The sequence below is a fragment of the Pseudomonas sp. GZD-209 genome (assembly GCF_049310485.1).
Classification (GTDB): Bacteria; Pseudomonadota; Gammaproteobacteria; order Pseudomonadales; family Pseudomonadaceae; genus Aquipseudomonas; species Aquipseudomonas sichuanensis.
Window position 1 is genome coordinate 1 of the sequence record NZ_JBMOWQ010000052.1, and the last position, 20662, is coordinate 20662.

Genomic DNA, 20662 nt, shown 5'->3' on the forward strand with positions numbered 1-20662 from the left:
TCTGGCGCACCCCCGCTCTCTGTTTTTTTGTGGTTGTGGGGGGGGGGTTCTCCCCCCCCCGCGATTTGGCCGCTGCAGATTCACGTGTTACTTGCGTGCCTCCAGAATCAGGTTGAACGGTGTCTGCGTCGCCCGCCGGAAGCGCTTGAACCCCGCCTCCTCGAACACCGCCCGCAACCGCGCCTCCCCCGCCTGCGCCCCCAGCCCCAGCCCAACTTCCTGCGACAGTGAATTGGGCGTGCAGATGAAGGTCGACGCGGCATAGAACAAGCGCCCCACCGGGTTGATATTGGCGTCCAGGCTGTCCTCGGCGAACGGCTCGACCAGCATCACCGTGCCATCCGCCTTCAATGCCTTGTACGCATGCCGCGCCGCGCCAACCGGGTCGCCCATGTCATGCAGGCAATCGAAGAAGCACACCAGGTCCAGATCGTGGCCGGGGTAATCCTTGGCCGACGCCTGCTGAAAGCTCACCTGCCCGCCCACTCCGGCATCCCGTGCCCGTTCGGTGGCGGTGGCCACCGAAGGCGCGTGATAGTCATAGCCGACAAAATTCGACTGTGGAAACGCCTGGGCCATGACGATGGTGGAGGCACCATGACCGCACCCCACATCCGCCACCTGCGCGCCGGCCTGCAGCTTGCTGACCACGCCCTCAAGCGCCGGCAGCCAATCGGCCACCAGGAAGGTGCGATAGCCCGGGCGGAAAAACCGTTCGGTGCCACTGAACATGCACGGGTGGTGGTCACCCCAGGCCAGTGCGCCGTCACCGCGCATGGCCTTCACCAGCTTGTCCTTGTCGTGGAACAGCGCCGCCAGCACCGCCGCGCCGCCGGCCATGTAGGCCGGCGAGTCTTCCAGCGCCAGGGTCATGGCCTGCTCTTCGGGCAGGGTGAAATTGCCTTGATCGTGTACTACGTAACCCGCCGCGGCCTGGCCATTGAGCCATTCGCGCACCAGCCGCGGCTGGCACCCGGTGCGCTCGGCAAGCACCTCGGGGCTGACCGGCTGGCTGTCGGCCATCGCCCGGTACAGGCCGAGCTCGTCGCCCAGCACCACGTTGGCCAGGGTCGCCGCGGCGCCCATGTCGCCCACCAGCTTGCCCATGAATTCGTGAAGCCTTGCCTCGTCCATGACCTGACCTCCTCTGCAGGAAGGCCACCGTCGGCGACGTCCGGTCCGGGGCGGTGGTCGGATCGATGATAGGCCCGCAGCAGAACCGGGCCCGGGCTTTAAGTCTAGACCCGCCTGCGCTATCTTCGCCGCGCTGCCGGCACACCCGCCACTACCGGACGGCCGCACCCGTGCAGCAAAGGAATTGCCACCATGTTCTCCAGCCGTACCCTCGTCCTTGTCCTGGGCGTTGCCTTCATCATCATTGACCAGTGGGTGAAGCTGATCGCCCTGGTAGCCCTCGATAACCACAGTTATGTCCTGGGCAACCAGAGCATCTGGCTCGACCTGGCCCTGAGCCTCAACCCCGGCGCCTTCCTCAGCCTGGGTGCCGGCATGCCGGCGCTGCTCAAGCAACTGATCTTCGTGGTCGCCGTGGGCGCGGTGTGCTGCTGGGCCAGCGTCTGGGCGTTCAGGCACTGGCAGGCGGCGCCGATCAAGGCCTTCGCCGCCTGGTTCATCGCCGTGGGTGGGCTGTCCAACTTGATCGACCGGGTGTTTCGCGAGGGGCATGTGGTCGACTACCTGGTGCTCAACATCGGCACGCTGCACACCGGCGTGTTCAACCTGGCGGATATCGCCATCATGGCCGGCGCAGCGGTGCTGATGGTCGATGCCCTGACCAGGCCAGCCAAGCGCTGAGCAACCACCGGCGCGCCGGCCTCAGCGCTTCAAGCGCCGTTAGTTCCGGGCTCGCGCCAACTGCTCCAGCAGCGCCTTGGCGAGGGCCTTGTCGGAGAACGGGTTCTGCCCGGTGATCAGTTCGCGATCGACCACTACATGCGGCTGCCAGGCCTCGGCATAGCTCATGTTGCCACCCGCGCCGGCCATGGCCTTGGCCGGGTAGAACTGCAGGCGCTCACCCTTGAGCGAGCCTTCGAACACCTGCTCCTCGGGGTCGGAGAAGATGGTCATGCGGTAGCCCTGATAGCTCCAGTCGCTGGCCGCCGGGGTTTCACCACGGGCCAGGGCAGCGCGGTAGGCCGCCGGGTCCTGCTGCGCCGACAGCAAGGTGATCGGGCCATGGCAGATGGCTGCAGTGGGCTTGCCGGCCTGATGGAAATGGCGCAGCAAGGCACCGACCTCTGGGTTGTTGGCCAGGTCGATCAGCGGTGCATGGCCGCCCGGGATGAAGATTCCGGCGTAGCGATCAAGGTCACCGGCCAACACTTCCTTGACCGACAGCGTGTCGTGGATGCCCGGCAAGCCCTCGACCACCTGGTGGATGCGCTGCATCTCGGCCTTGTCGCCGCCGAAGTACATCGGGTCGATCGAACGCTCGTCTACCCGCGGCGCATTGCCCTTGGGCGTGACCAGCACCAGCGAGTAGCCCGCCTTGAGCAGTTGGTCGGCAGGCACGCCGAATTCATTGAGGTAATACCCCGTGGCGTATTGCTTGCCATCCTGGAGCGCCAGCTGGTGTTCGCTGGACAGCAGCACCAGCACTTCGCCCTTGGGCGCGGCGACGGCACCACCGGCCGCCAGTGCGCTGGCCAGGGCGATAGGTGTGAAGATTTTCATGCAGATGTCCTGATCAGTTGAAGGGTGCGAGGTTCAGTGGGCGGGCCAGTTTTACCTGGGTAGGCGCGGCCAGCCACGCGCCAGTGGCGGCGCGGTAGGCCTGGTAATGAGCGCTGCTACGATGCGCCTCGACCGCAGCCTCATCGACGTACAGCTCGAACAGCTCGAATGCCAAGGGCTCACCGTCGCGGACAAACAGGTCGTAGCGCAGGTTGCCGGGCTCGGCACGGCTGTGTTCAACCATCAACTGCAGGGCCTGGGCGGCTGCCTGATAGTGCTCGGGGCTGGGGTGGATCGTGGCGAAAATGGCGATGGACATGGGTATGTTCCGTGCAGGTTCGAATTGACTGGGCCCATGCTAGCCATCGCGTTAGGATTCGATAATTCGAAAGCACTTATTCCTGCGATTCAAAATATGAATATCACCAACAAAGACCTGAATCTGCTGCACCTGTTCCAGGTGCTCTACGAGGAGCGCAACGCCTCCCGTGCCGCCGAGCGCATGGCCCTCAGCCAGCCGGCGCTGAGCCACAAGCTGAACAAGTTGCGCCACCAGTTCGGCGACCCGCTGTTCGTTCGCGCGCCACGCGGGCTCACGCCCACGCCTCGGGCCCATGAACTGGCGCCGCAGGTGCAGGTGCTGATCGGTCAACTGCAAAGCTTCTTCGAGCGCTGCGATGGTGAAAACTTCCTCGCCCGCCCTGCCCGCCTGCACCTGTACAGCACCGATTACCTCGAACAGACGTTGCTGCCCAGATTGCTGCCGGTCCTGCGCAGCCAGGCACCAAACCTCACCCTGGTCACCCACAACACCCGTGGCGAATTGCCCCGCGAGGCGCTGGAGAAAGGCACCTGCGACCTGGCCATCGCCGGTTTCTACACCGGCCTGCCAGACACCTTTCACCAGCAGCGGCTGCTTGGCGAGGACTTCGTGGTGCTGGCTTCACGGGGCAACCCAAGGCTGACCGACGGCTTGAGCCTTGAGGCCTTCGTGGCCTGCGAGCACCTGATCACCACCCTGACCGGCGACCTCGACGGCCGTGTCGACCGCGCCTTGCGCGCCCTGGGCCATGAGCGGCGGATTGTCGCCGGGCTGTCCAGTTTCATCGCCCCGACGCGACTGGTCAGTGGCACCGACCTGCTGCTTACTTGCCTGCGCTCACTGGCCGTCGATGCGCTCGAGCGCGACGCCGAACTGTGCATCCACCCGCTGCCGCTGACGCTGCCACAGGTGGAGGTGATGCAGATCTGGCATGAACGAACCCATGCCGATCCGTTGCGGCGCTGGTTCCGTCAGCAGGTGCGGGAGGTGGCGGCGCAGGTGGGTGCGTAAAGACGCTGGATGCGCTACGGCCCCATCGCCGGCCAGCCGGCTCCCACTCCGATTGCGCATGGCTTGAGCTCAGCGCGGTCGAGGTGGGAGCTGGCTTGCCAGCGAAAAGACCGCAAAGCGGTCGCAAGGCTGAGTCAGGGCGCGGCAACCTCACTGGGCGGCGCCAGCTGCAGCACTGCACTGGTGTAGTCCCACTCCTCCTGCACCTTGTCCGGATGCTCGTTCAGGCGGATGCCATAAGACGGGATGATCTGCCTGACCTTGGCCTGCCATTCGGGCGTGGCCAGCTTGTCCTTGAACACCTTGCCCAGCAGGTCGAGCATGATCGGTGGCGCGGTCGAGGCCCCCGGCGAGGCGCCCAGCAGCCCGGCGATGCTGCCGTCCTTGGAAGTGACGATCTCGGTACCCAGCTTGAGCACGCCACCCTGGTTCTCGTCCTTCTTGATGATCTGCACCCGCTGCCCGGCCTGCCACAGGCGCCAGTCCGCAGGCTTGGCCTCGGGGAAATAGGTCTGCAGCGCGGCAAAGCGGTCATCGTCGGACTGCAGCACCTGGCCGACCAGGTACTGCACCAGGTCGAACTCGCGCACCCCGACCCGCACCATGGGCCAGGTGTTATGGACCGTGGTGCTGCCCAGCAGGTCCAGCAGCGAACCCTGCTTGAGGAACTTGGTGGAGAAGGTGGCGAACGGCCCGAACAGGATCATCCGCTTGCCATCGAGCACCCGGGTATCCAGGTGCGGCACCGACATCGGCGGCGCACCGGTGGCGGCGATGCCGTAGGCCTTGGCCATGTGGCGTTGGGCGATGGCCGGGTTGTCGGTGACCAGGAACGAGCCGCCCACCGGGAAGCCGGCATAGTCCTTGGCCTCGTCGATGCCGGACTTCTGCAGCAACGGCAGCGCGGCGCCGCCGGCACCGATGAACAGGAACTTGGCGTCGGTGGCGGCGGTGCTGCCATCTTTGAGGCTCTTGTACTCGACGTGCCAGCTGCCATCGTCGTTGCGGGTGATGTTCTCGACCTCGGTGGACAGCTTGAGGTCGAAGTTCGGCCGGGTCTGCAGGTAGCCCACGTACTGGCGGGTGATCTCGCCAAAGTTGACGTCGGTGCCTATCGGCGTCCAGGTCACCGCGAGCTTCTGGTTGGGGTCGCGCCCTTCCATCATCAGCGGCACCCACTTGGCGATCTGCGCGTGGTCTTCGGAATACTGCATGGGCTTGAACAGCGGGCTGGCCTGCAGCGCCTCGTAGCGTTTGCGCAGGAAGCGGATGTTGTCGTCGCCCCAGACGAAACTCATGTGCGGCGTGGTGTTGATGAACGAGCGTGGGTTCTTCAGCACCCCCTGCTTCACCTGCCAGGCGAGGAACTGCCGGGTGATCTGGAACGATTCGTTGATCTCCACCGCCTTGCTGATGTCGATCTTGCCGTCCTTCTCCGGGGTGTAGTTGAGCTCGGCCAGGGCCGAATGCCCGGTGCCGGCGTTGTTCCAGCCGTTGGAGCTTTCTTCGGCAACCTTGTCCAGGCGCTCGACCATCTCCATCGACCAGCCCGGCTCCAGCTCGTTGAGCCACACGGCAAGGGTGGAACTCATGATGCCGCCGCCCACCAACATCACATCGACCTTCTTGCTCTCGGCAGCCTGGGCGGTCGCCAGGCCCATGGCCAGGCACAGGGCCGCCAGGGCCCATGGGGATTTACCGACGATCTTCATGTGCGCACCCTTTCAATGAGTCGTAAGCCTGAAACAAACTGAAATGAAGCTTAGCCGAGTAAAACAGTCGGGTAGGCGCCTGTGGGCGCTGCGGTTGGCCATCGTGACTTGTCAGCGATAGCGCAACGCTGATGCCGCAAGTCTCGACAACGGACACTTGCCATCAGCTCAATCCCGAAATACTGTATGAATATTCAGTATTTCGGATCATCCCATGCAGCTCATCGCCAAACTCGGCATCCTCGCCGACGCCGCCAAATACGACGCTTCCTGCGCCAGCAGCGGTGCGCCCAAGCGCGGTTCGCGTGGCCGTGAGGGGCTGGGCGCCACCGACGGAACAGGCATTTGCCACAGCTACACCCCCGACGGGCGCTGCGTGTCGCTGCTCAAGGTGCTGCTGACCAACTTCTGCCTGTACGACTGCCAGTACTGCGTCAACCGCCGCTCCAGCAACGTGCCGCGGGCACGCTTCAGCCCTGAGGAAGTGGTGCGCCTGACCCTGGATTTCTACCGGCGCAACTGCATCAGCGGGCTGTTTTTGAGCTCCGGGATCATCCGCTCGGCCGACTACACCATGGAGCAACTGATCCGGGTGGCGCGCCTGCTGCGCGAAGAGCACAACTTCCGTGGCTACATCCACCTCAAGACCATCCCGGATGCCGACCCGCTGCTGATCGAGGAGGCCGGGCGCCTGGCCGACCGGCTCAGCGTCAATATCGAACTGCCCACCGACGCCAGCCTCCAGCGCCTGGCCCCGGAGAAGCAGGCCAGCACTATCCGCCAGGCCATGGGCGTGATCCATCAGGGCCAGCAAGCGGTGGCCAACGAGCCCCGGGCGCCGCGCTTCACCCCCGCCGGGCAGAGCACCCAGGTGATCGTCGGCGCCGACGCCACCGACGACAGCACCCTGCTGCGCAACGCCGAATCGCTGTACCAGGGCTACGGCCTCAAGCGCGTGTACTACTCGGCCTTCAGCCCGATCCCCGACAGCCCCGCCAGCGTGCCCCTGGCGGCCCCGCCACTGCTGCGCGAGCACCGCCTGTACCAGGCCGACTTCCTGTTGCGCGGCTATGGCTACAAGGCCGGCGAGCTGCTTGGCGCAAGTGGCAACCTGGCGCTGGACATCGACCCGAAACTGGCCTGGGCGCTGGCCAACCGCGAGGTGTTCCCGCTCGACGTCAACCGCGCAGAACCTGCGCTGCTGGCGCGCATCCCCGGCATCGGCCTGCGCAGCGTGCAACGCATGGTGGCCCTGCGCCGCGAACGGCGGATCCGCTACGACGACCTGATCCAGCTACGCTGCGTGCTGGAAAAAGCTCGCCCGTTCATCGTCACCAGCGACTACCGACCGGCCCAGGCCGAACTGCGCAGCGGGCTGTTGCGCGAGCGCCTGCGCGAACCCCAGGCCCCCGTGCAGATGGGGTTGTGGGGGTGATCGCGCTCGATTGCGACGACTGCTTCGCCACCTGGCGCGACCAGGCCAGGCGCCTGCTCGGCCACGGTATCGACCCGGCCGAAGTCACCTGGAGCCAGGGCCCGATGGACGACCTGCTGGCCGTCCCAGAGGCACTGCCCGAAGGCCCAGGCCCCTTCCATGCCCGGGTGCCGGCGGCCTTGCTGGCCCAACTGGAGCAGGCCGGGCGCTACCGCGGTGAACAGCGCTGGAACCTGCTGTACGAAGTGCTCTGGCGCGTCGCCCATGGCGACCGCACCGCCATGCTCGCCGGCGACCGCCTGGGCAGCGAGCTGCAACGGCGCATCAAGCAGGTCGGCCGCGAAGCCCATCACCTGCATGCCTTCGTACGCTTCGTGCCACTGCCTGCGGCGCTGGCCGAACACCTGCAGTTGGACCTGGTGGCCTACCACGAACCGGCCCACGACATCCTCGACAGCGCCAGCGGCCACTTTGCCGAACGCCTGGGGCGCCAGCGCTGGCTGATCGCCACGCCACGCGATGGCGTGCGCTACGACGGTACGTCGCTTGAATACCAGCGGCGCTGCCCCGAAGCCTGGCAGCAGTGGGCGCACACGGCCGAAGACCCCGACGCCGAGCTGTGGCTGACCTATTACCGCCACACCTTCAACCCGGCCCGGCTCAACCCCGACGCCTTGCGCCAGCATCTGCCCGGGCGGTTCTGGCGGCACCTGCCGGAAGGGCCGCTGATTCCGCAACTGGTGGGACAGGCGCGCCACGGCAAGCAGCGCGACGGCCAGGCACGGGAAGTGGCGCAACAGCGTGGCAAACAGATCACCGCCAGCCCCGCGCGGCTTGTCGGGTCGCCCTCCTCCAAGGCTTGAGCAGCGTGGGTCAGCCCTGCGAAAGCTATTCGCCCGAATGGTAATTGTGAAAAATACGTCAAATTTATATCCGCTCGGGCTATGACCGAGCGAGAAATCCTGACAGACTTATTGCTAATCATTCTCATAAGCACTAGTAATAAGGATAAAGCCCGGCATGTATCCGCTTCGCTTGCCCCGCCGCTTCACGCCCACGCGCAACCTGCTGGCCATGGCTGTCTGCATGGCCTCCCTGCCCCTCGCAGTCGCCGCCGAACCGCCGCAAACCGATGCGCCGGCCGTGCTCGAACTGGGCGCCACGGCCATCAACGACAGCCATCTGGGCAGCACCACCGAAGGTTCGCAGTCGTACACCACCGGGGCCATGTCCACCGCTACCAAGCTGCCACTGACCATGCGCGAAACACCCCAGTCGGTGACCGTGATCACGCGCCAGCGCATGGACGACCAGGCCATGACCAGCATCAACGATGTGGCCAAGTACACGCCAGGCCTGTTCCTCAACCAGTCCAACGGCCCGGGCCGCCAGACCTACACCGCCCGCGGCTTTGACGTCGACAACATCATGTACGACGGCATCCCGAGCGCGTACACCGGCTGGGTGGTCGGCGCCCAGCCCAACCTGGCGATGTTCGACCGGGTGGAGGTGGTGCGCGGCTCCACCGGCCTGGTCACCGGCGCCGGCACCCCCTCGGCCGCCATCAACCTGGTGCGCAAGCGCCCATTGGCCGAGCAGAAAGTCACCCTGACCGGCGCCGCCGGCAGCTGGGACAACTACCGCGGCGAGCTCGACGCCTCCAGCCCGCTCAACGACAGCGGCACCCTGCGCGGCCGAGTGGTCACCTCATACCGCGACGCCAACGGCTTTCGCGATGGCCAGGAAGAAGATCACGGCCTGTTCTACGCCATCACCGAAGCCGACCTGAGCGAAGACACCACCCTCACCCTCGGTTTCTCCCACCAGAAGGACAAGACCAACTTCTTCTGGGGCGCCATCCCCACCGACCTCGGCGGCCATCACCTGGACGTGTCGCGCTCGTACAACCCGGGCACCGACTGGGAGAACAAGGACCAGGAGATCAACACCCTGTTCGCCGAAGTGCGCCACCGCCTGGCCAACGACTGGAAGCTGCAGGTCAACGCCAACTACAGCGAGCAGGACGCGCTGTTCCGCGGCTCGTACCAGTCGCGCTGGAACGCCGCCAAGACCCTGAGCCGGACGGTCTACCAGTCGAAACACGACGAGAACCAGCTGGGCCTGGATGCCTTTGCCAGCGGCCCGTTCCAGGCCCTGGGCCGCACCCACGAACTGGTGGTCGGCGCCAGCAAGCGCCTCTACGACATGAACGAGGACAACTACAGCCCGTACAACACCGACTACCCCCTGGGTGGCGGCAAGCCCGGCTTCGTGCACACCAGCAACAACCGCTACCTGATCAACCAGGAAGGCGTCTACAGCACCACCCGCCTGAGCCTGGCCGACCCGCTCAAGCTGATCCTCGGCGGGCGCCTGGACTGGTACGACTACGACCAGCGCGACAACGACGCCGGCGACTACAAGGTCACCCGCAAGGTCACCCGCTACGGCGGCCTGATCTACGACCTGGATGACCAGCACTCGGTCTACGTCAGCTACACCGACATCTTCACCCCGCAGGACGGGCGCGACGGCTCCGGTAAACCGGTAACGCCGATCGTCGGCAAGAACTACGAGGTCGGCATCAAGGGCGAGTACTTCGACGGCGCACTGAACGCCAGCCTGGCCGTGTTCCGCATCGACCAGGAAAACCGCCAGGTCGAGGTGAAACTGCCGAACTGCCCGCAACTGAGCTGCTACCAGGCCTCCGGCGAGGTGCGCAGCCAGGGCATCGACTTCGAACTGCAGGGCGCGCTGACCGAGCAGTGGCAGATCGGTGGTGGCTATACCTATGCCCGCGTGCACACCGTCAAGGACCAGAACAACCCGCAGAACATCAACAAGCCGCTCAACTCCGACACCCCCGAGCACCAGTTCAAGCTGTACACCACGTACCGCTTCCAGGGCCCGCTGGAAAAACTGCGCGTGGGTGGCGGCGTCACCTGGCAGAGCCGCATGTACAACGACATCGCCCTGGCCGATGGCAGCAGCTACCGGTTGATCCAGGGCGGCTATGCGGTTACCGACCTGATGGCCGGCTACCAGGTAAGCCCCCATCTGGACCTGCAGCTCAACGCCAACAACGTGTTCGACAAGCACTACTACTCGTCGATTTCCAAATCGGTGGACTACGGTGGCGACACCTTTGGCGACCCACGCAACTTCATGCTGACCGCCAAGTACAGCTTCTGATATTTCTAGGCGCATGGATGCGCCGCCCCCTCCTGCTCTGTCGCCAGACTTGGATACAAACTCTCTACCCGGTTAGACTCCGCGCCTTTTCCAGCGAGCCCGCCCATGGCCAGGATTACCGGACGCAACGCCACCCTCTGCGGCCTCGCCGCCATCTTGCTGTGGAGCACCGCCTCGGGCCTGATCCGCAGCGTCAGCCAGCACTTCGGCGCCATTGGCGGCGCGGCGCTGATCTACACCCTGGGCGCGCTGTTGCTGCTGGTATTGCTGGGCAAGCCACGTTTGCGCAAAGCCTCGCCCTGGTACCTGCTCGGCGGCTCGGCGCTGTTCGTCGCCTACGAGATCTGCCTGTCACTGGCGCTAGGCTATGCCCTGGACAGCACCCAGGCGATCCAGCTGATGGTGGTCAACTACTTGTGGCCGAGCCTGACCGTGCTGCTGGCGATCGTGATGAACCGCCAGGCGGCGCGCTGGTACATCGTGCCAGGCACCGCGCTGGCACTGCTCGGCATCCTTTGGGTGGTCGGCAGCGATGGCCTGTCGCTGGCCAGCGTGCTCGCCAACATCCGCTCCAACCCGTTGGGCTACAGCCTGGCGGCCAGCTGCGCGATCACCTTCGCGCTGTACTGCAACATCACCCGCCGCTATGCCGATGGGCAGAACCATGTGGTGCTGTTCTTCCTGCTCACCGCGGCGGTGCTGTGGCTCAAGTACGCCATCAGCGCAGAAACGCTGCCGGCCTTCAGTACCGGCGCCAGCCTGGAACTGCTCGGGGCGGGCCTGTCCATCGCCGGCGGCTACGCGTTGTGGAACCTCGGCATCCTGCGCGGCAACCTGACCCTGCTGGCCACCGCGTCGTACTTTGCCCCGGTGCTGTCGTCGGCGTTCGCCGCGCTGTGGCTCGGCGCGCACCTGGCCCTGCAGTTCTGGCAGGGTGCGCTGCTGGTCACCCTGGGTTCTTTGCTGTGCTGGCAGGCGACCCGCCAACCTCGCTCGGGCGCCTGACAGCGAAGCGGCACACCTGCCCACCGCGCAGCATGCATTCCAGGTGCTGCGCCTCGCCGCCCCCCAGGGCGCCGATCAGCGCCAGGTCCAGCTCGCACACCGACGGGTGCGCCTTGGCCAGGTGATGGAATACGCAGTTGTGGGCGACGATCTCCGGCTCACCGGAAGAGCGGAAGAACACCGCCGCTTCATAGCCGGCCTGGTTCATGTGTTGCACGATCCGCGCCTCATCGACCACCTCCTGCTCAAGGTCCGCAGCCAGCTTGCGCCCCAGGCCACGCAGCAGCGCCAGCAACGCGTCGTTGCCAAGCAGGCCGGCGACCTCGTCGATCAGCAGGTTGGCCAGCAGGGGGTACTGCCGCGGGAACAGCTCGCGGGCCTGCTCGGTGAGCTGGTGCAGTTGCTCTGGCCGGCGCCCGGTGGGCCGGGTGGCACCGCGCTGTACCAGGCCGTCGCGCTCCAGCGCCGCCAGGTGCTGGCGCACCGCGGTACGGGTGATCGCCAGCGCCTGGGCCAGGTCATCGATGCTCATGCCCGCCGGCTGATGCAACAGCGCATAGAGCAGGTCACGCTGGGTACGGCCCAATCCTTCCAGCATTGGCGCAGGCTCCTGTTCAGAACTTGTCGGGGAACTGCTTGACCAAGGCCCCGGCCAGGGCGTCGGCCAGCACCAGCATGTGTTGGCGCATCATCTGCCAGGTCTGTGCTTCCCCGGCGTAGTCGCGGGCGGCGAGCTGGTCGATCTGCGCCACATGGTGGCCGCCGTGGGCGCTGAGCAGGGTCAGCAAGGTCGGCTCGGGCAGGTAGGGGTTGGCCTTGGCCAGGAACCCGGCGATGGCCTTGGCGTTGCCCGACAGCTCGTTCACCGCCGCCTGCTGCCCGGCCTTGTCCTTGGCCACCGTGGCATCGCTGTAATGCTTGACCGCGCCCCAGTGCCCGGCCAGCAGCTTGAGCATCTGCTCCGCCGCCGGTTGGCCATACAACGGCGCCAGGCTGTTGGCGATGGTGGTGGCGTTGCTCACCACCTGGCTGGCCGCCGTGTCGGCCTGGGCCTTGTTGCCGGCCTGGTTGGCAACGGCGTAGTTGCGCACCCAGAACACATGCTCGACCCACAGATCGCGCAACGCCAGGCGCGTGCTCAGTGCCGCAGGCTCGGCGGCGGGCGCATCGGTACTGGCCAAGGCCTGGTTGAATAGCGGCTGCGCGCACAGGGCGAGCAACAGCAGTGCAGCAATCTTGATGTTCATGACGACACCCTCGAAGTGGATGACCCCCAACAAAGGTAATTTAAGCATCAAAATATGTTTTTATTGGCCGAAGCGCTGGATTCGGACCAATGGTCCACGGCTCATCCCTTGATGGCTTTCTCGATGGTTGCGATGTCGATCTTGCCCATGTCCATCATCGCCTCCCAGGCCCGCTTGGCTGCCGCCCGGTCACTGCCGGCGACGGCCTGGGTCAGCACGCGCGGGCTGATCTGCCACGACAGCCCCCATTTGTCCTTGCACCAACCGCACACACTCTCCTGCCCGCCGTTGCCGACGATGGCGTTCCAGTAGCGGTCGGTCTCCTCCTGGCTGTCGGTCGCCACCTGGAACGAGAACGCCTCGCTGTGGCTGAACGCCTTGCCACCGTTGAGGCCGATGCAGGGGATGCCCATTACCGTGAATTCGACGGTGATCACATCGCCCTGCTTGCCTGACGGGTAGTCGCCGGGGGCCAGGTGTACGGCGATCACCTGGCTGTCGGGGAAGGTTTGGGCATAGAAGTTCGCGGCCTCTTCGGCGTCATGGTCGAACCAGAGGCAGATGCTGTTCTTCGGGGTCATGGTCGGGGTTCCCGGGGCACGAGGTCCCTCGAGTCTAGCCCCCCTGCCCGCCCGCACTGGCGGTGCGCGATCAGCGGCCGGCCAGGGGGATCCACAGGTCGACGTAACCGCCACCGTGCAGCGGGTCGAAATCGGCGCTGTACAGCTCGAATTCCGGCGCATCGGCCGCCTGGTGGCCGGACGCCGGCAACCACTGGTTGAACACGGTGTAGACCGTCTGGTGGATCATCGACACATGGCCCTGGTGGCGGAACACCGCATAGTCCCGTGCCGCCAACCGGAAATGGCTGAAGTTCGGCGGCAGGTCGCCGGCGCGGGCCACCTCGACCCCGGCGATGTACTCGAAACTGCCGTCGTCGCCGGGGTTGCAGCACACCCCGTAGGTGGCGTCGCCGACCTGGCCGGGCACACGCCCGACGTAGGGGTCGAAGGCCTGCCACAGGCCAGGGATGCCTTCGTTGCGCTCGAAGGTGAAGCGCCCGCCGAGGCCGGCGATGATGAAGGCATCGCGGTGTTCGAAACGCGGTTCGGCAAGCGGGATGAAGTCGAGGGTTTTCATGCGCAGGGGCTCCAGCAAGGCAGAGGGGTCGTGGGCCTGGCCGCGCAGCTGGCTCGGCGGCATGCCGAACAGCTCGCAGAAGGCCCGGGTGAACGCTTCGTGAGAGCTGTAGCCAGCCGCCAGCGCTACTTCAAGGATGTCCGGGCAACCACCGCGCAAGGCCTGCGCGGCACGGCTCAGGCGCCGGGCCCGCACATAGCGCATCACCGGCCAGCCGGTGGCGGCGGCGAACTGGCGTGCCAGGGCGAACGGCGAAAGCCCGAAGTGCCGGGCAACACGGCCCAGGTCCAGGTCGGTGTCCAGGGCCGTCTCGATGTACCACAGGATGTGTTCGATGCTTCGCATTCCCTTGCTCCTCAGTCAGCGCCGTCACACTACCAAGGGTGTTGGCGGACGACTTGATCGTTCTTGCGCGTAGGCATCGCAACCTGCCTCAGCGAGCCTGCGGCTCGAGGCTGACTGAAGGCCAGGTGACAAGGGCTGGCAGCGGGCAGCGATAGTGGCACAATGCCTCGCTTGCCACCCGCCCCTATCAAGGAGGATTCATGTTGTCGCGCTCCATCCCGGCCATCCTGACACTGGCCGCCACACTGCTGCTCGGTGCCTGTGCCACAGCCCCGCAGCCACCCGTTCCAGCGCTTGGCCCCGTGCTGCCAGACACACCGCAACGCAGCCAGTGGATTGAACAGACCCTGGCCCAGGACCCGCTCGCCAAGCCCAAGGACAAACCGGCTGCCTATCCGAGCAGCGACGAGACTGTGGCCAAGCTGCGCAAAGAGCGCAACTTGCCTGTACCGGATGAGTATTGGGCACTGTACAAACAGAACCTCGACACCCTGCGCGCCGACATGCAACAGCAGAAGCTTACCGTGCGCGCCGCCTACATCGCCGTCTACACCGACCAGCTCAACCGCGCTGACGACCAGACCCTGCAACGCCTCGCCACTGCGCCCGACAGCCTGGACAAGGCCAGCAGCCGGGCCTGGACCCAACGTATGGCCGAGCGCCTGCTGACCTACTTTGCGGATGACAACAAGGCCACCGTCACTACCCTGCAAAATCACATGCAACGCATGGCGCTGATGGACCGCCAATACAAGGTCTGCGCGCTGTACAGCGACTGCTGGGACAAGCCGCCGTCCAAATGACCTGGCCGGCGCCAGGTTTGACGCCGGGCGCCGCAGCGTTCAAGGTCGGTGCCGAACAGAGCAACCTGACCCTGACGCGGAGACCGCCATGCATTTCGACCTGATCCAGACCCTGAGCCTGGCCGGCAAGCCGGATGTGCCCAACGATGACCGTCTCGGCTGCGCCGAGCGCCATGCCTGGGTCATCGACGGTGCCACCGACCTCGGCCCGGCCGGCCTGCTGGGTGAGCGCGGCGGTGCGGCCTGGCTGGCGGGCGCGGCGCAGCGTACCTTCGCTGGCGCTTGCGGGCCATTGCAAGGTATCTGCGAGCAGGTATTCGACACCCTGGCCAAGGACTACGAGCAAGCCCGCCAGCGCGAGCCGCTGGCGCTGTGGGAACTGCCCCGCGCGGCCTTCGCTGCCGTGGCCCTGGAGGGCGACGAGCTGGTCTGCGCGCACCTGGCCGACTGCGTGGTGCTGCACCGTAGCGCCGAAGGCATTGCCTTCCTCACTCCGGCCCCGGACCGTGAGGCCGAACGCGCCGAAGCCGCTGCCCTGGGCCCTGGCACCGGCGCCTACGGTGTGCGCACGCCGGCGGTGCTGGCCGACCGCCGCGCCGCCCGCGAGCGGCCGCGGGCCGTGCTGGGTGTCGAACCCGAACAGGCCCGCGCCGGCACCTGCTACAGCCGCACCCCGGTGGCCAGGGGCGATGATGTGCTGCTGATGAGCGACGGCTTTGCCGCACTGTTCGACACCTACCGGGCCTACGACCCGGCCGCATTCATCACTCGCCTGCTGAGCCACGGGCTGGCCGACCTGGCCCGTACCCTGCGCGGCATCGAGCAGGACGACGCCGCCTGCGTGCGCTACCCGCGCTTCAAGATGAGTGACGATGCGTCGGCGATCTGGTTAAGGGTGGGCTGAAGCCAGCCGCAGAGAACGGTAGGCCACCAGAAAAGGACTACACGCAAAACGGAAAGCATGAAGTCGATTACGCGCAAAGTCGGACGCAAGATGTTTCCGCGAACTACAAGTGCAGCGGGCAAACACCCGCCCCATCGACTCATGTTCAAGGAAGCACGCAATGCTGATCCAACCCCTCCTCTCCCACGGCCCCTGGGACCAAGCCATCAGCCTCGACAGGCACACCGTGCTCAGTACCCCCATCGGCCTGAACGCACAGGGCCACATGCAGTTTGAGATCCTGCGTACCGACATCGGCGAGGCGCTGTTCCAGCTCAAGTACCGCGACGACTTCCAGCAGGTCGCCTTCCTCGCTCGCTCGGTGGCCGCCGCATTGGCCGGGCAACGCTTCGACCTGGTCATCCCCATGCCTGCCAGCAGGCAGCGCCCCTGCCAGCCGGTCCACGAAGTGGCCAGGCAGGTGGCGGTATTGTTGGGCAGCAGCTACAGCGACCAGCTTTTGTTGAAAACCTGGAACACCGCCATGATGTCCGACCTCGCCAACTATGAGCAGCGGGCCAAGGCACTGGCCGGCTGTTTCATCGTCAACGACACCCTGCGCCATGGCGCCGATGTGTTGCTGCTGGACGACCTGGTCGACACCGGCGCCTCGCTGGAGGCTGCCTGCACTGCCCTGCGCGAATGCGCCAGCATTCGCAGCATTTCGCTGGTTGCTCTGACGCGCAGGCACTGAACAGGCAAAAAAAGGCGCCTCACGGAGGCGCCAAAACATTCACCTGTAACCAAAGGAGCGCGTGGGCTTCTAAAGGTGAATTCGGGTTGTTACAGAATCGACAGCGGGTACTCGACGATCAGCCGCACCTCGTCCAGGTCAGACTCGAACGCCGTGGCCCGGGTGGTGGCCTGGCGCACCCGCAGTGACAGGTCTTTGGCCGCGCCGGTCTGCACCACGTACTTGACCTCGATATCGCGCTCCCAGCGCTTCTGGTCGGTGAGCGGGTCGCCGTTGCCGTCGCGGCGCATGTAGAAGGCGTTGGCGTTGCTGTAGTCGGCGTCGCTGCCACGCCCGTAACGAGTCATGAAGGTCAGCCCCGGCACGCCGTAGGTGGCCATGTTCAGGTCGTAGCGCAGCATCCAGGAACGCTCCTTCGGCGAGTTGAAGTCGCTGTACTGGATGGAGTTGTCGAGGAAGATCGAATCGGACTGGCGCAGGTAGTCGAAATCATCGTCGCCGTTGTTGCGCTGATGGGACAGCGCCAGGGTGTGGGCGCCGTAGCGCACGCCGAGCTTGGCGCTCCAGATATCGTTGTCGAACTGGCCGAGGCGCTGACGGCCTTCGTCCTTGGCGTTGTAGAAGTTGAACCCGCCGATCAGCGCCAGCTCGTCGCTGAGCGGCCAGGTCACGCTGGTGCCGGCGTAGTACTGGTTCCACACATCCTTCAGGCGGCTGCCGAACAGGCTGACGCTGACGTAGTCGTTGATCGCGTAGTCGCCACCGCCGTAGGCAATCCATGGCGAATCCACCGGGCCGCCGTAGAAGGTCACGAAGTTGTCGCGCAGGTCGCTGGACACCGGCTGGCTCATGGCATGCAGGCGCCCGCCCTGCAGGGTCAGGCCCTTGAGGCTGGTGTTTTCCACGGTCACGCCGCGGAAGCTCTCCGGCAGCAGCCGCGAGTCGCCGGCGGCCACCACCGGGTTGGCCGGGAACACATCACCCACCCGCAGCACGGTGTCGTACAGGCGCAATTTGGCGGCGCCGCCGACCTTGCTGTACTCGTCCCGGGCCTGACCGTCGCGGTCCACTGGCAGCACATCGAACGAGCTGCGCCCGCCATTGCGCCCACCGCCGGTGTCGAGTTTGAGCCCGAGCATCGCGAAGGCATCCAGCCCCACGCCCACGGTGCCCTCGGTGAAGCCGGACTCGAAGCGGGTGATGATGGCGTGGGCCCAGGCCTCGGAGTAGCCGTTGGCGCTGTCCTTGCCGCTGTTGTAGGTCGGCGCCGGGCCGTCGCGGTGGTCACGGTTGAAGTAGAAGTTGCGGTTGAGCACATTCAGGCGGCTGCCTTCGATGAACCCGTCTTGCTGCGTGTCGCCAGCCCAGGCAGTGGGGCCGGCCATTGCCACCAGGGCGGCCAGGGAAAGTGTCGGACCGTTTCTCATGCGATGCTCCTTCGCTGCGGCTGTTGTAGTTGTACGGCCTCGGCGCTGGAGCGTCCCTGGTCTGGCCAGATGCGCGTGCACCCAGCCCCTTCGGCCGAGGCTGATGCTCGCTGCTGGTGGATAACGGCAAGGTGATGGGCGGATTACAATTGCGTCATGCGCGCGCTTGCGTCCGGTATTGGGGATACTGGGTTAACAGGCACTTGAGGTGGGTGAGGCTTGCGGGACAGGAGGGCTTGCTTCAGCGCTTCAGAGCAGAGCGATAGGCCGCCGCGCGCTCGCGCTTGCCTACCGCCACCACCAGCACAACGACTCGCTGATCCTCTACCCGATAGACCAGTCGATAACCTGAGGACTTGAGTTTGATCTTGTAGTGGTTGGGCAAATCGCGCAGCGCGTCCGCTTGCACCCTGGGCAGTACCAGCCGCTCACGCAGCTTCTTCTTGGCTTGCTCACGCACGGTATGGCCAAGTTTCTCCCACTCCTTCAACGCAGAGGGCAGAAACTCGAGCTTATAGGTCATCCAGCTTCACCGGCACGCCCTTCTCGTGCGCACGAGCCTTGACCAGTTGCGCCAGCTCGATGTCTTCCAGTTGCTCCATCATCGCCTCATAGAGTTCAGCGGGCACCATGTAGCCCATGACGCGATTATGATTGAGCACTGCCACTGGCTGCCCCTGTGCACCTGCCATGACAGCCGTGGGATTCTTCTTCAATTCCGAGACGCTGACGGTGATGTCGGCGAAGATGTTCTGCATGATCAAGCCCTCAATGAAGGGCTAGATTTTGGTCTTTATTTAGGGCTCATTCAAGTCGTACAGGTCGCTTTCCATTATCAGCAAACGACGCTTCGGGCCCGCCACAATGACGCAGTCCCTCCCCTCAGTCACCTGGCATTTCTACCAGTAGACACGCGCCAGCCCCTCCCGAAACATGCCAGCTGCCGGCCCAAAGGGAGTGCCCGCCATGCAAAGCGCCACGTTGTTCTGGAAGGTTGCCAATGGCGACCACCCCTGCCCGCATGCGTCTTCGCTGCTGGGCTGGGAGTTCATCTTCTATGAGCCCGATAAACGCCAGGTCCGGGTGCGCTTTCATGCCTCGGCTTCGTTGACCACGCCGCTGCAGTGCATCCACGGCGGCATGCTCGGGGCCATGCTGGATGACTGCATGGGCGCTGCGGTGCTGGCCGCCCTCGGCCCTGAAGAGGTGGCGCTGAGTGCCAGGCTGGAAACCCGCTTGCTGGCCCCGGCCCTGCCGGGCCACCTGGCCGGCGTGGCCAGGGTTACCCGGCGCACCGGCAAACTGCACTACACCAGCGGTGAGCTGCACGCCGAGGACGGTACGCTGCTGGCGACCGCCAAGGCCTGCTACAAGGTCATCCCCATGCCGCCGGGCGGGGTCTTGCAGAGTGCCGGCGAGCCGGGGTGACGCCCTTGCCGGGCATGGGCCTGGCCATACCTTGCGCATCTGTAACCCTGGCGTCATGCCCCTGTTGGCTGGTGCTGGCTAGCCTGGGCTTCGAAACCTCACCCCTTTCGGAGGCCCACCATGCTACGACTGACCCTGAGCGCCGCGTTGCTGGCGCTGTCCCTCTCGGCCCAGGCCACTGGTTTTACCAGCCGGGCAAACGAGCAACTGCTGGAGGACCACCAGCAAGCCGTGGCCGCCTACGCGGCAGAGCGCGCCAAGCCCATGCCGGAGATCGTCGACTACCGCTACGGCATGCGCCTGGACGTTGCCCGCCTGGTGCGCCAGTCAGCCGACCCGCGCAACTGCAACGTCGTGCCCCGCCTGATGACTTACGAGGACAGCCAGGGCGCCCTGCGCACCGTGCGCTACGTGATGCAGTCGCAGTGCATCAACAACAAATGACTGGCTGGCCTCAGGCGCTGACGCGCCCGCGTTGTACCAGATTGCGATAGCCCAGCCACAGCACACTCAACAGCAACACGCCCAGCAGCACCATCAGTTCAACACTGTAGCGTGCCACCAGCGCCGAAAAGCCGAGCACTTCGCGGTATACCTGGATATCGGCGCTGCCGTCGGCATGCCGGATGCTGATACCGCCCTGACGGACCTGCGAGTAGTCAGTGTCGAAATACACCCATATCCAGCTCTCGCCCGCCGCTTCAATACTGGGGATTTCGATAAGGTTGGTGGGCGCCTCCAGCAGGGTATCGTTGCCAGCGGCGTCGCGAATCTGCACCAGGCCCTTGGCCGGCAGGCGGATCTGCACGGCCTGCAGCGGGCGCTGGCGGTGGTTGAACAGTTCGATCAGCAGCCCGGTGCGGTGGTCCACCAGCCCCGCCTCGAATGGTTTGGCGAACAGCTGCAGGTACGGCGCCTGGGCCAGCTCCACCAGCTTGTCGACCTGCGGGTCGGCGAGCGCGCCGTTGCCGATCTCGCGGACGAGACCATGCAGGCGCTCGTACTTGAGCAACGCGTTGGCCGTGCTGATACGTTCGCTGAACTGGCCCGGGTAGGTGAGGTGGGCGTAGGTCAGGCGCGCTTCGAGGTGGCCGTCATCGCGCAACAGGGCGTAGAGCGCTGTGACGGTGACCGCGACGACCAGCAGGCCCGCGAGGGCTTTACCGACTTTTTCCCAGCTCACCTTGGGTTCCTTTTACTGCAGGGTTGGCGACAGGCAATGGCGGGCAAGGGTGCCAAGAAGCGGGGGCCGCGGCAAGGCATC

At 65.4% G+C, this 20662-nt stretch carries 23 protein-coding genes; 11 read left to right on the forward strand and 12 right to left on the reverse strand.

Annotated elements, in window-relative coordinates; all coding sequences use genetic code 11:
* Positions 1-87: 87 nt before the first annotated feature.
* Positions 88-1134 carry a class I SAM-dependent methyltransferase gene (locus ACO6VM_RS07230; RefSeq protein WP_401058200.1) on the reverse strand — a complete coding sequence of 349 codons (1047 nt, stop codon included), beginning with the start codon at positions 1132-1134 and terminating at the stop codon, positions 88-90.
* A gap of 192 nt (positions 1135-1326) precedes the next feature.
* Here ACO6VM_RS07230 and ACO6VM_RS07235 point away from each other — a divergent pair, with 192 nt between their 5' ends.
* The gene (locus ACO6VM_RS07235; protein ID WP_125464693.1) at positions 1327-1815 is read left to right on the forward strand and encodes a signal peptidase II; all 489 of its coding nucleotides are present in this window, start codon (positions 1327-1329) and stop codon (positions 1813-1815) included.
* Between the two features lie 39 nt (positions 1816-1854).
* Here the strand turns inward: ACO6VM_RS07235 and ACO6VM_RS07240 are convergent, their stop codons facing one another.
* Both ACO6VM_RS07240 and ACO6VM_RS07245 read right to left on the reverse strand, forming a co-directional pair.
* On the reverse strand, positions 1855-2694 hold the full coding sequence (locus tag ACO6VM_RS07240) for a type 1 glutamine amidotransferase domain-containing protein (protein ID WP_422402973.1): 840 nt from the start codon (positions 2692-2694) through the stop codon (positions 1855-1857).
* A 13-nt stretch (positions 2695-2707) separates the two neighbouring features.
* Positions 2708-3013 carry a putative quinol monooxygenase gene (locus ACO6VM_RS07245; RefSeq protein WP_401058195.1) on the reverse strand — a complete coding sequence of 102 codons (306 nt, stop codon included), beginning with the start codon at positions 3011-3013 and terminating at the stop codon, positions 2708-2710.
* A gap of 96 nt (positions 3014-3109) precedes the next feature.
* On the opposite strand from ACO6VM_RS07245, the gene ACO6VM_RS07250 reads away from it, so the two are divergent.
* On the forward strand, positions 3110-4027 hold the full coding sequence (locus tag ACO6VM_RS07250; RefSeq protein WP_401058193.1) for a LysR family transcriptional regulator: 918 nt from the start codon (positions 3110-3112) through the stop codon (positions 4025-4027).
* Positions 4028-4161: 134 nt separating this feature from the next.
* On the opposite strand, the gene mqo is transcribed toward ACO6VM_RS07250, so the two are convergent.
* Complete coding sequence (gene mqo, locus ACO6VM_RS07255; protein WP_401058191.1) at positions 4162-5739, reverse strand: malate dehydrogenase (quinone); 1578 nt, start codon at positions 5737-5739, stop codon at positions 4162-4164.
* A gap of 214 nt (positions 5740-5953) precedes the next feature.
* On the opposite strand from mqo, the gene ACO6VM_RS07260 reads away from it, so the two are divergent.
* The 4 genes from ACO6VM_RS07260 (at position 5954) to yddG (ending at position 11371) form a co-directional block, all read left to right on the forward strand.
* Positions 5954-7174 carry a putative DNA modification/repair radical SAM protein gene (locus tag ACO6VM_RS07260; RefSeq protein WP_390967797.1) on the forward strand — a complete coding sequence of 407 codons (1221 nt, stop codon included), beginning with the start codon at positions 5954-5956 and terminating at the stop codon, positions 7172-7174.
* A complete protein-coding gene (locus ACO6VM_RS07265; protein WP_401058189.1) occupies positions 7165-8037 on the forward strand; it encodes a TIGR03915 family putative DNA repair protein in 873 nt (290 codons plus the stop codon). The genes ACO6VM_RS07260 and ACO6VM_RS07265 overlap by 10 nt, the downstream gene beginning before the upstream one ends.
* Positions 8038-8194: 157 nt before the next feature.
* Positions 8195-10366 carry a TonB-dependent siderophore receptor gene (locus ACO6VM_RS07270; protein WP_401058187.1) on the forward strand — a complete coding sequence of 724 codons (2172 nt, stop codon included), beginning with the start codon at positions 8195-8197 and terminating at the stop codon, positions 10364-10366.
* A gap of 105 nt (positions 10367-10471) precedes the next feature.
* Entirely contained in the window at positions 10472-11371 is a 900-nt protein-coding gene (yddG, locus tag ACO6VM_RS07275; protein WP_401058185.1) for an aromatic amino acid DMT transporter YddG, read from the forward strand.
* Here the strand turns inward: yddG and ACO6VM_RS07280 are convergent.
* The 4 genes from ACO6VM_RS07280 to ACO6VM_RS07295 all read right to left on the reverse strand — a co-directional run bounded on the left by ACO6VM_RS07280 (position 11313) and on the right by ACO6VM_RS07295 (position 14103).
* Complete coding sequence (locus tag ACO6VM_RS07280) at positions 11313-11969, reverse strand: helix-turn-helix transcriptional regulator (RefSeq protein WP_258642350.1); 657 nt, start codon at positions 11967-11969, stop codon at positions 11313-11315. The two genes, yddG and ACO6VM_RS07280, sit on opposite strands and share 59 nt — an antisense overlap.
* A gap of 16 nt (positions 11970-11985) precedes the next feature.
* On the reverse strand, positions 11986-12618 hold the full coding sequence (locus ACO6VM_RS07285) for a hypothetical protein (protein WP_422402974.1): 633 nt from the start codon (positions 12616-12618) through the stop codon (positions 11986-11988).
* 101 nt (positions 12619-12719) lie between these two features.
* The gene (locus tag ACO6VM_RS07290) at positions 12720-13199 is read right to left on the reverse strand and encodes a VOC family protein (RefSeq protein WP_422402975.1); all 480 of its coding nucleotides are present in this window, start codon (positions 13197-13199) and stop codon (positions 12720-12722) included.
* A 70-nt stretch (positions 13200-13269) separates the two neighbouring features.
* Entirely contained in the window at positions 13270-14103 is an 834-nt protein-coding gene (locus ACO6VM_RS07295) for an AraC family transcriptional regulator (protein WP_258642354.1), read from the reverse strand.
* A 200-nt stretch (positions 14104-14303) separates the two neighbouring features.
* On the opposite strand from ACO6VM_RS07295, the gene ACO6VM_RS07300 reads away from it, so the two are divergent.
* The 3 genes from ACO6VM_RS07300 (at position 14304) to ACO6VM_RS07310 (ending at position 16543) form a co-directional block, all read left to right on the forward strand.
* Positions 14304-14906 (forward strand): hypothetical protein, encoded by a 603-nt coding sequence (locus ACO6VM_RS07300; RefSeq protein ID WP_422402976.1) that lies wholly within the window; start codon positions 14304-14306, stop codon positions 14904-14906.
* Positions 14907-14994: 88 nt separating this feature from the next.
* Positions 14995-15810, forward strand: coding sequence for a protein phosphatase 2C domain-containing protein (locus ACO6VM_RS07305; RefSeq protein ID WP_422402977.1), 816 nt, complete (start codon positions 14995-14997; stop codon positions 15808-15810).
* Positions 15811-15970: 160 nt separating this feature from the next.
* On the forward strand, positions 15971-16543 hold the full coding sequence (locus ACO6VM_RS07310; RefSeq protein WP_422402978.1) for a ComF family protein: 573 nt from the start codon (positions 15971-15973) through the stop codon (positions 16541-16543).
* Between the two features lie 89 nt (positions 16544-16632).
* Here the strand turns inward: ACO6VM_RS07310 and ACO6VM_RS07315 are convergent, their stop codons facing one another.
* The 3 genes from ACO6VM_RS07315 to ACO6VM_RS07325 all read right to left on the reverse strand — a co-directional run bounded on the left by ACO6VM_RS07315 (position 16633) and on the right by ACO6VM_RS07325 (position 18728).
* Complete coding sequence (locus ACO6VM_RS07315; protein ID WP_422402979.1) at positions 16633-17970, reverse strand: OprD family porin; 1338 nt, start codon at positions 17968-17970, stop codon at positions 16633-16635.
* A gap of 241 nt (positions 17971-18211) precedes the next feature.
* Positions 18212-18493, reverse strand: a complete 282-nt coding sequence (locus ACO6VM_RS07320) for a type II toxin-antitoxin system RelE family toxin (protein WP_422402980.1) — start codon at positions 18491-18493, stop codon at positions 18212-18214.
* Positions 18483-18728 (reverse strand): type II toxin-antitoxin system prevent-host-death family antitoxin, encoded by a 246-nt coding sequence (locus ACO6VM_RS07325; protein ID WP_125464712.1) that lies wholly within the window; start codon positions 18726-18728, stop codon positions 18483-18485. The genes ACO6VM_RS07320 and ACO6VM_RS07325 overlap by 11 nt, the downstream gene beginning before the upstream one ends.
* Positions 18729-18936: 208 nt before the next feature.
* Between ACO6VM_RS07325 and ACO6VM_RS07330 the strand changes: the two genes are divergently transcribed.
* Both ACO6VM_RS07330 and ACO6VM_RS07335 read left to right on the forward strand, forming a co-directional pair.
* Positions 18937-19398, forward strand: coding sequence for a PaaI family thioesterase (locus ACO6VM_RS07330; RefSeq protein ID WP_422402981.1), 462 nt, complete (start codon positions 18937-18939; stop codon positions 19396-19398).
* Between the two features lie 120 nt (positions 19399-19518).
* Complete coding sequence (locus ACO6VM_RS07335; protein ID WP_125859323.1) at positions 19519-19842, forward strand: DUF2790 domain-containing protein; 324 nt, start codon at positions 19519-19521, stop codon at positions 19840-19842.
* Positions 19843-19852: 10 nt separating this feature from the next.
* Here ACO6VM_RS07335 and ACO6VM_RS07340 read toward each other — a convergent pair whose 3' ends face one another.
* On the reverse strand, positions 19853-20581 hold the full coding sequence (locus ACO6VM_RS07340; protein ID WP_422402982.1) for a hypothetical protein: 729 nt from the start codon (positions 20579-20581) through the stop codon (positions 19853-19855).
* Positions 20582-20662: the final 81 nt, after the last annotated feature.

Coding starts and splice junctions, on each gene's coding strand:
- ACO6VM_RS07285 (WP_422402974.1), bottom strand. CDS start 12,618: ATGAACATCAAGATTGCTGCACTGCTGTTGCTCGCCCTGTGCGCGCAG.
- mqo (WP_401058191.1), bottom strand. CDS start 5,739: ATGAAGATCGTCGGTAAATCCCCATGGGCCCTGGCGGCCCTGTGCCTG.
- ACO6VM_RS07330 (WP_422402981.1), top strand. CDS start 18,937: ATGCAAAGCGCCACGTTGTTCTGGAAGGTTGCCAATGGCGACCACCCC.
- ACO6VM_RS07315 (WP_422402979.1), bottom strand. CDS start 17,970: ATGAGAAACGGTCCGACACTTTCCCTGGCCGCCCTGGTGGCAATGGCC.
- ACO6VM_RS07305 (WP_422402977.1), top strand. CDS start 14,995: ATGCATTTCGACCTGATCCAGACCCTGAGCCTGGCCGGCAAGCCGGAT.
- ACO6VM_RS07280 (WP_258642350.1), bottom strand. CDS start 11,969: ATGCTGGAAGGATTGGGCCGTACCCAGCGTGACCTGCTCTATGCGCTG.
- ACO6VM_RS07260 (WP_390967797.1), top strand. CDS start 5,954: ATGCAGCTCATCGCCAAACTCGGCATCCTCGCCGACGCCGCCAAATAC.
- ACO6VM_RS07245 (WP_401058195.1), bottom strand. CDS start 3,013: ATGTCCATCGCCATTTTCGCCACGATCCACCCCAGCCCCGAGCACTAT.
- ACO6VM_RS07290 (WP_422402975.1), bottom strand. CDS start 13,199: ATGACCCCGAAGAACAGCATCTGCCTCTGGTTCGACCATGACGCCGAA.
- ACO6VM_RS07240 (WP_422402973.1), bottom strand. CDS start 2,694: ATGAAAATCTTCACACCTATCGCCCTGGCCAGCGCACTGGCGGCCGGT.
- yddG (WP_401058185.1), top strand. CDS start 10,472: ATGGCCAGGATTACCGGACGCAACGCCACCCTCTGCGGCCTCGCCGCC.
- ACO6VM_RS07320 (WP_422402980.1), bottom strand. CDS start 18,493: ATGACCTATAAGCTCGAGTTTCTGCCCTCTGCGTTGAAGGAGTGGGAG.
- ACO6VM_RS07325 (WP_125464712.1), bottom strand. CDS start 18,728: ATGCAGAACATCTTCGCCGACATCACCGTCAGCGTCTCGGAATTGAAG.
- ACO6VM_RS07270 (WP_401058187.1), top strand. CDS start 8,195: ATGTATCCGCTTCGCTTGCCCCGCCGCTTCACGCCCACGCGCAACCTG.
- ACO6VM_RS07250 (WP_401058193.1), top strand. CDS start 3,110: ATGAATATCACCAACAAAGACCTGAATCTGCTGCACCTGTTCCAGGTG.
- ACO6VM_RS07295 (WP_258642354.1), bottom strand. CDS start 14,103: ATGCGAAGCATCGAACACATCCTGTGGTACATCGAGACGGCCCTGGAC.
- ACO6VM_RS07235 (WP_125464693.1), top strand. CDS start 1,327: ATGTTCTCCAGCCGTACCCTCGTCCTTGTCCTGGGCGTTGCCTTCATC.
- ACO6VM_RS07335 (WP_125859323.1), top strand. CDS start 19,519: ATGCTACGACTGACCCTGAGCGCCGCGTTGCTGGCGCTGTCCCTCTCG.
- ACO6VM_RS07310 (WP_422402978.1), top strand. CDS start 15,971: ATGCTGATCCAACCCCTCCTCTCCCACGGCCCCTGGGACCAAGCCATC.
- ACO6VM_RS07230 (WP_401058200.1), bottom strand. CDS start 1,134: ATGGACGAGGCAAGGCTTCACGAATTCATGGGCAAGCTGGTGGGCGAC.
- ACO6VM_RS07300 (WP_422402976.1), top strand. CDS start 14,304: ATGTTGTCGCGCTCCATCCCGGCCATCCTGACACTGGCCGCCACACTG.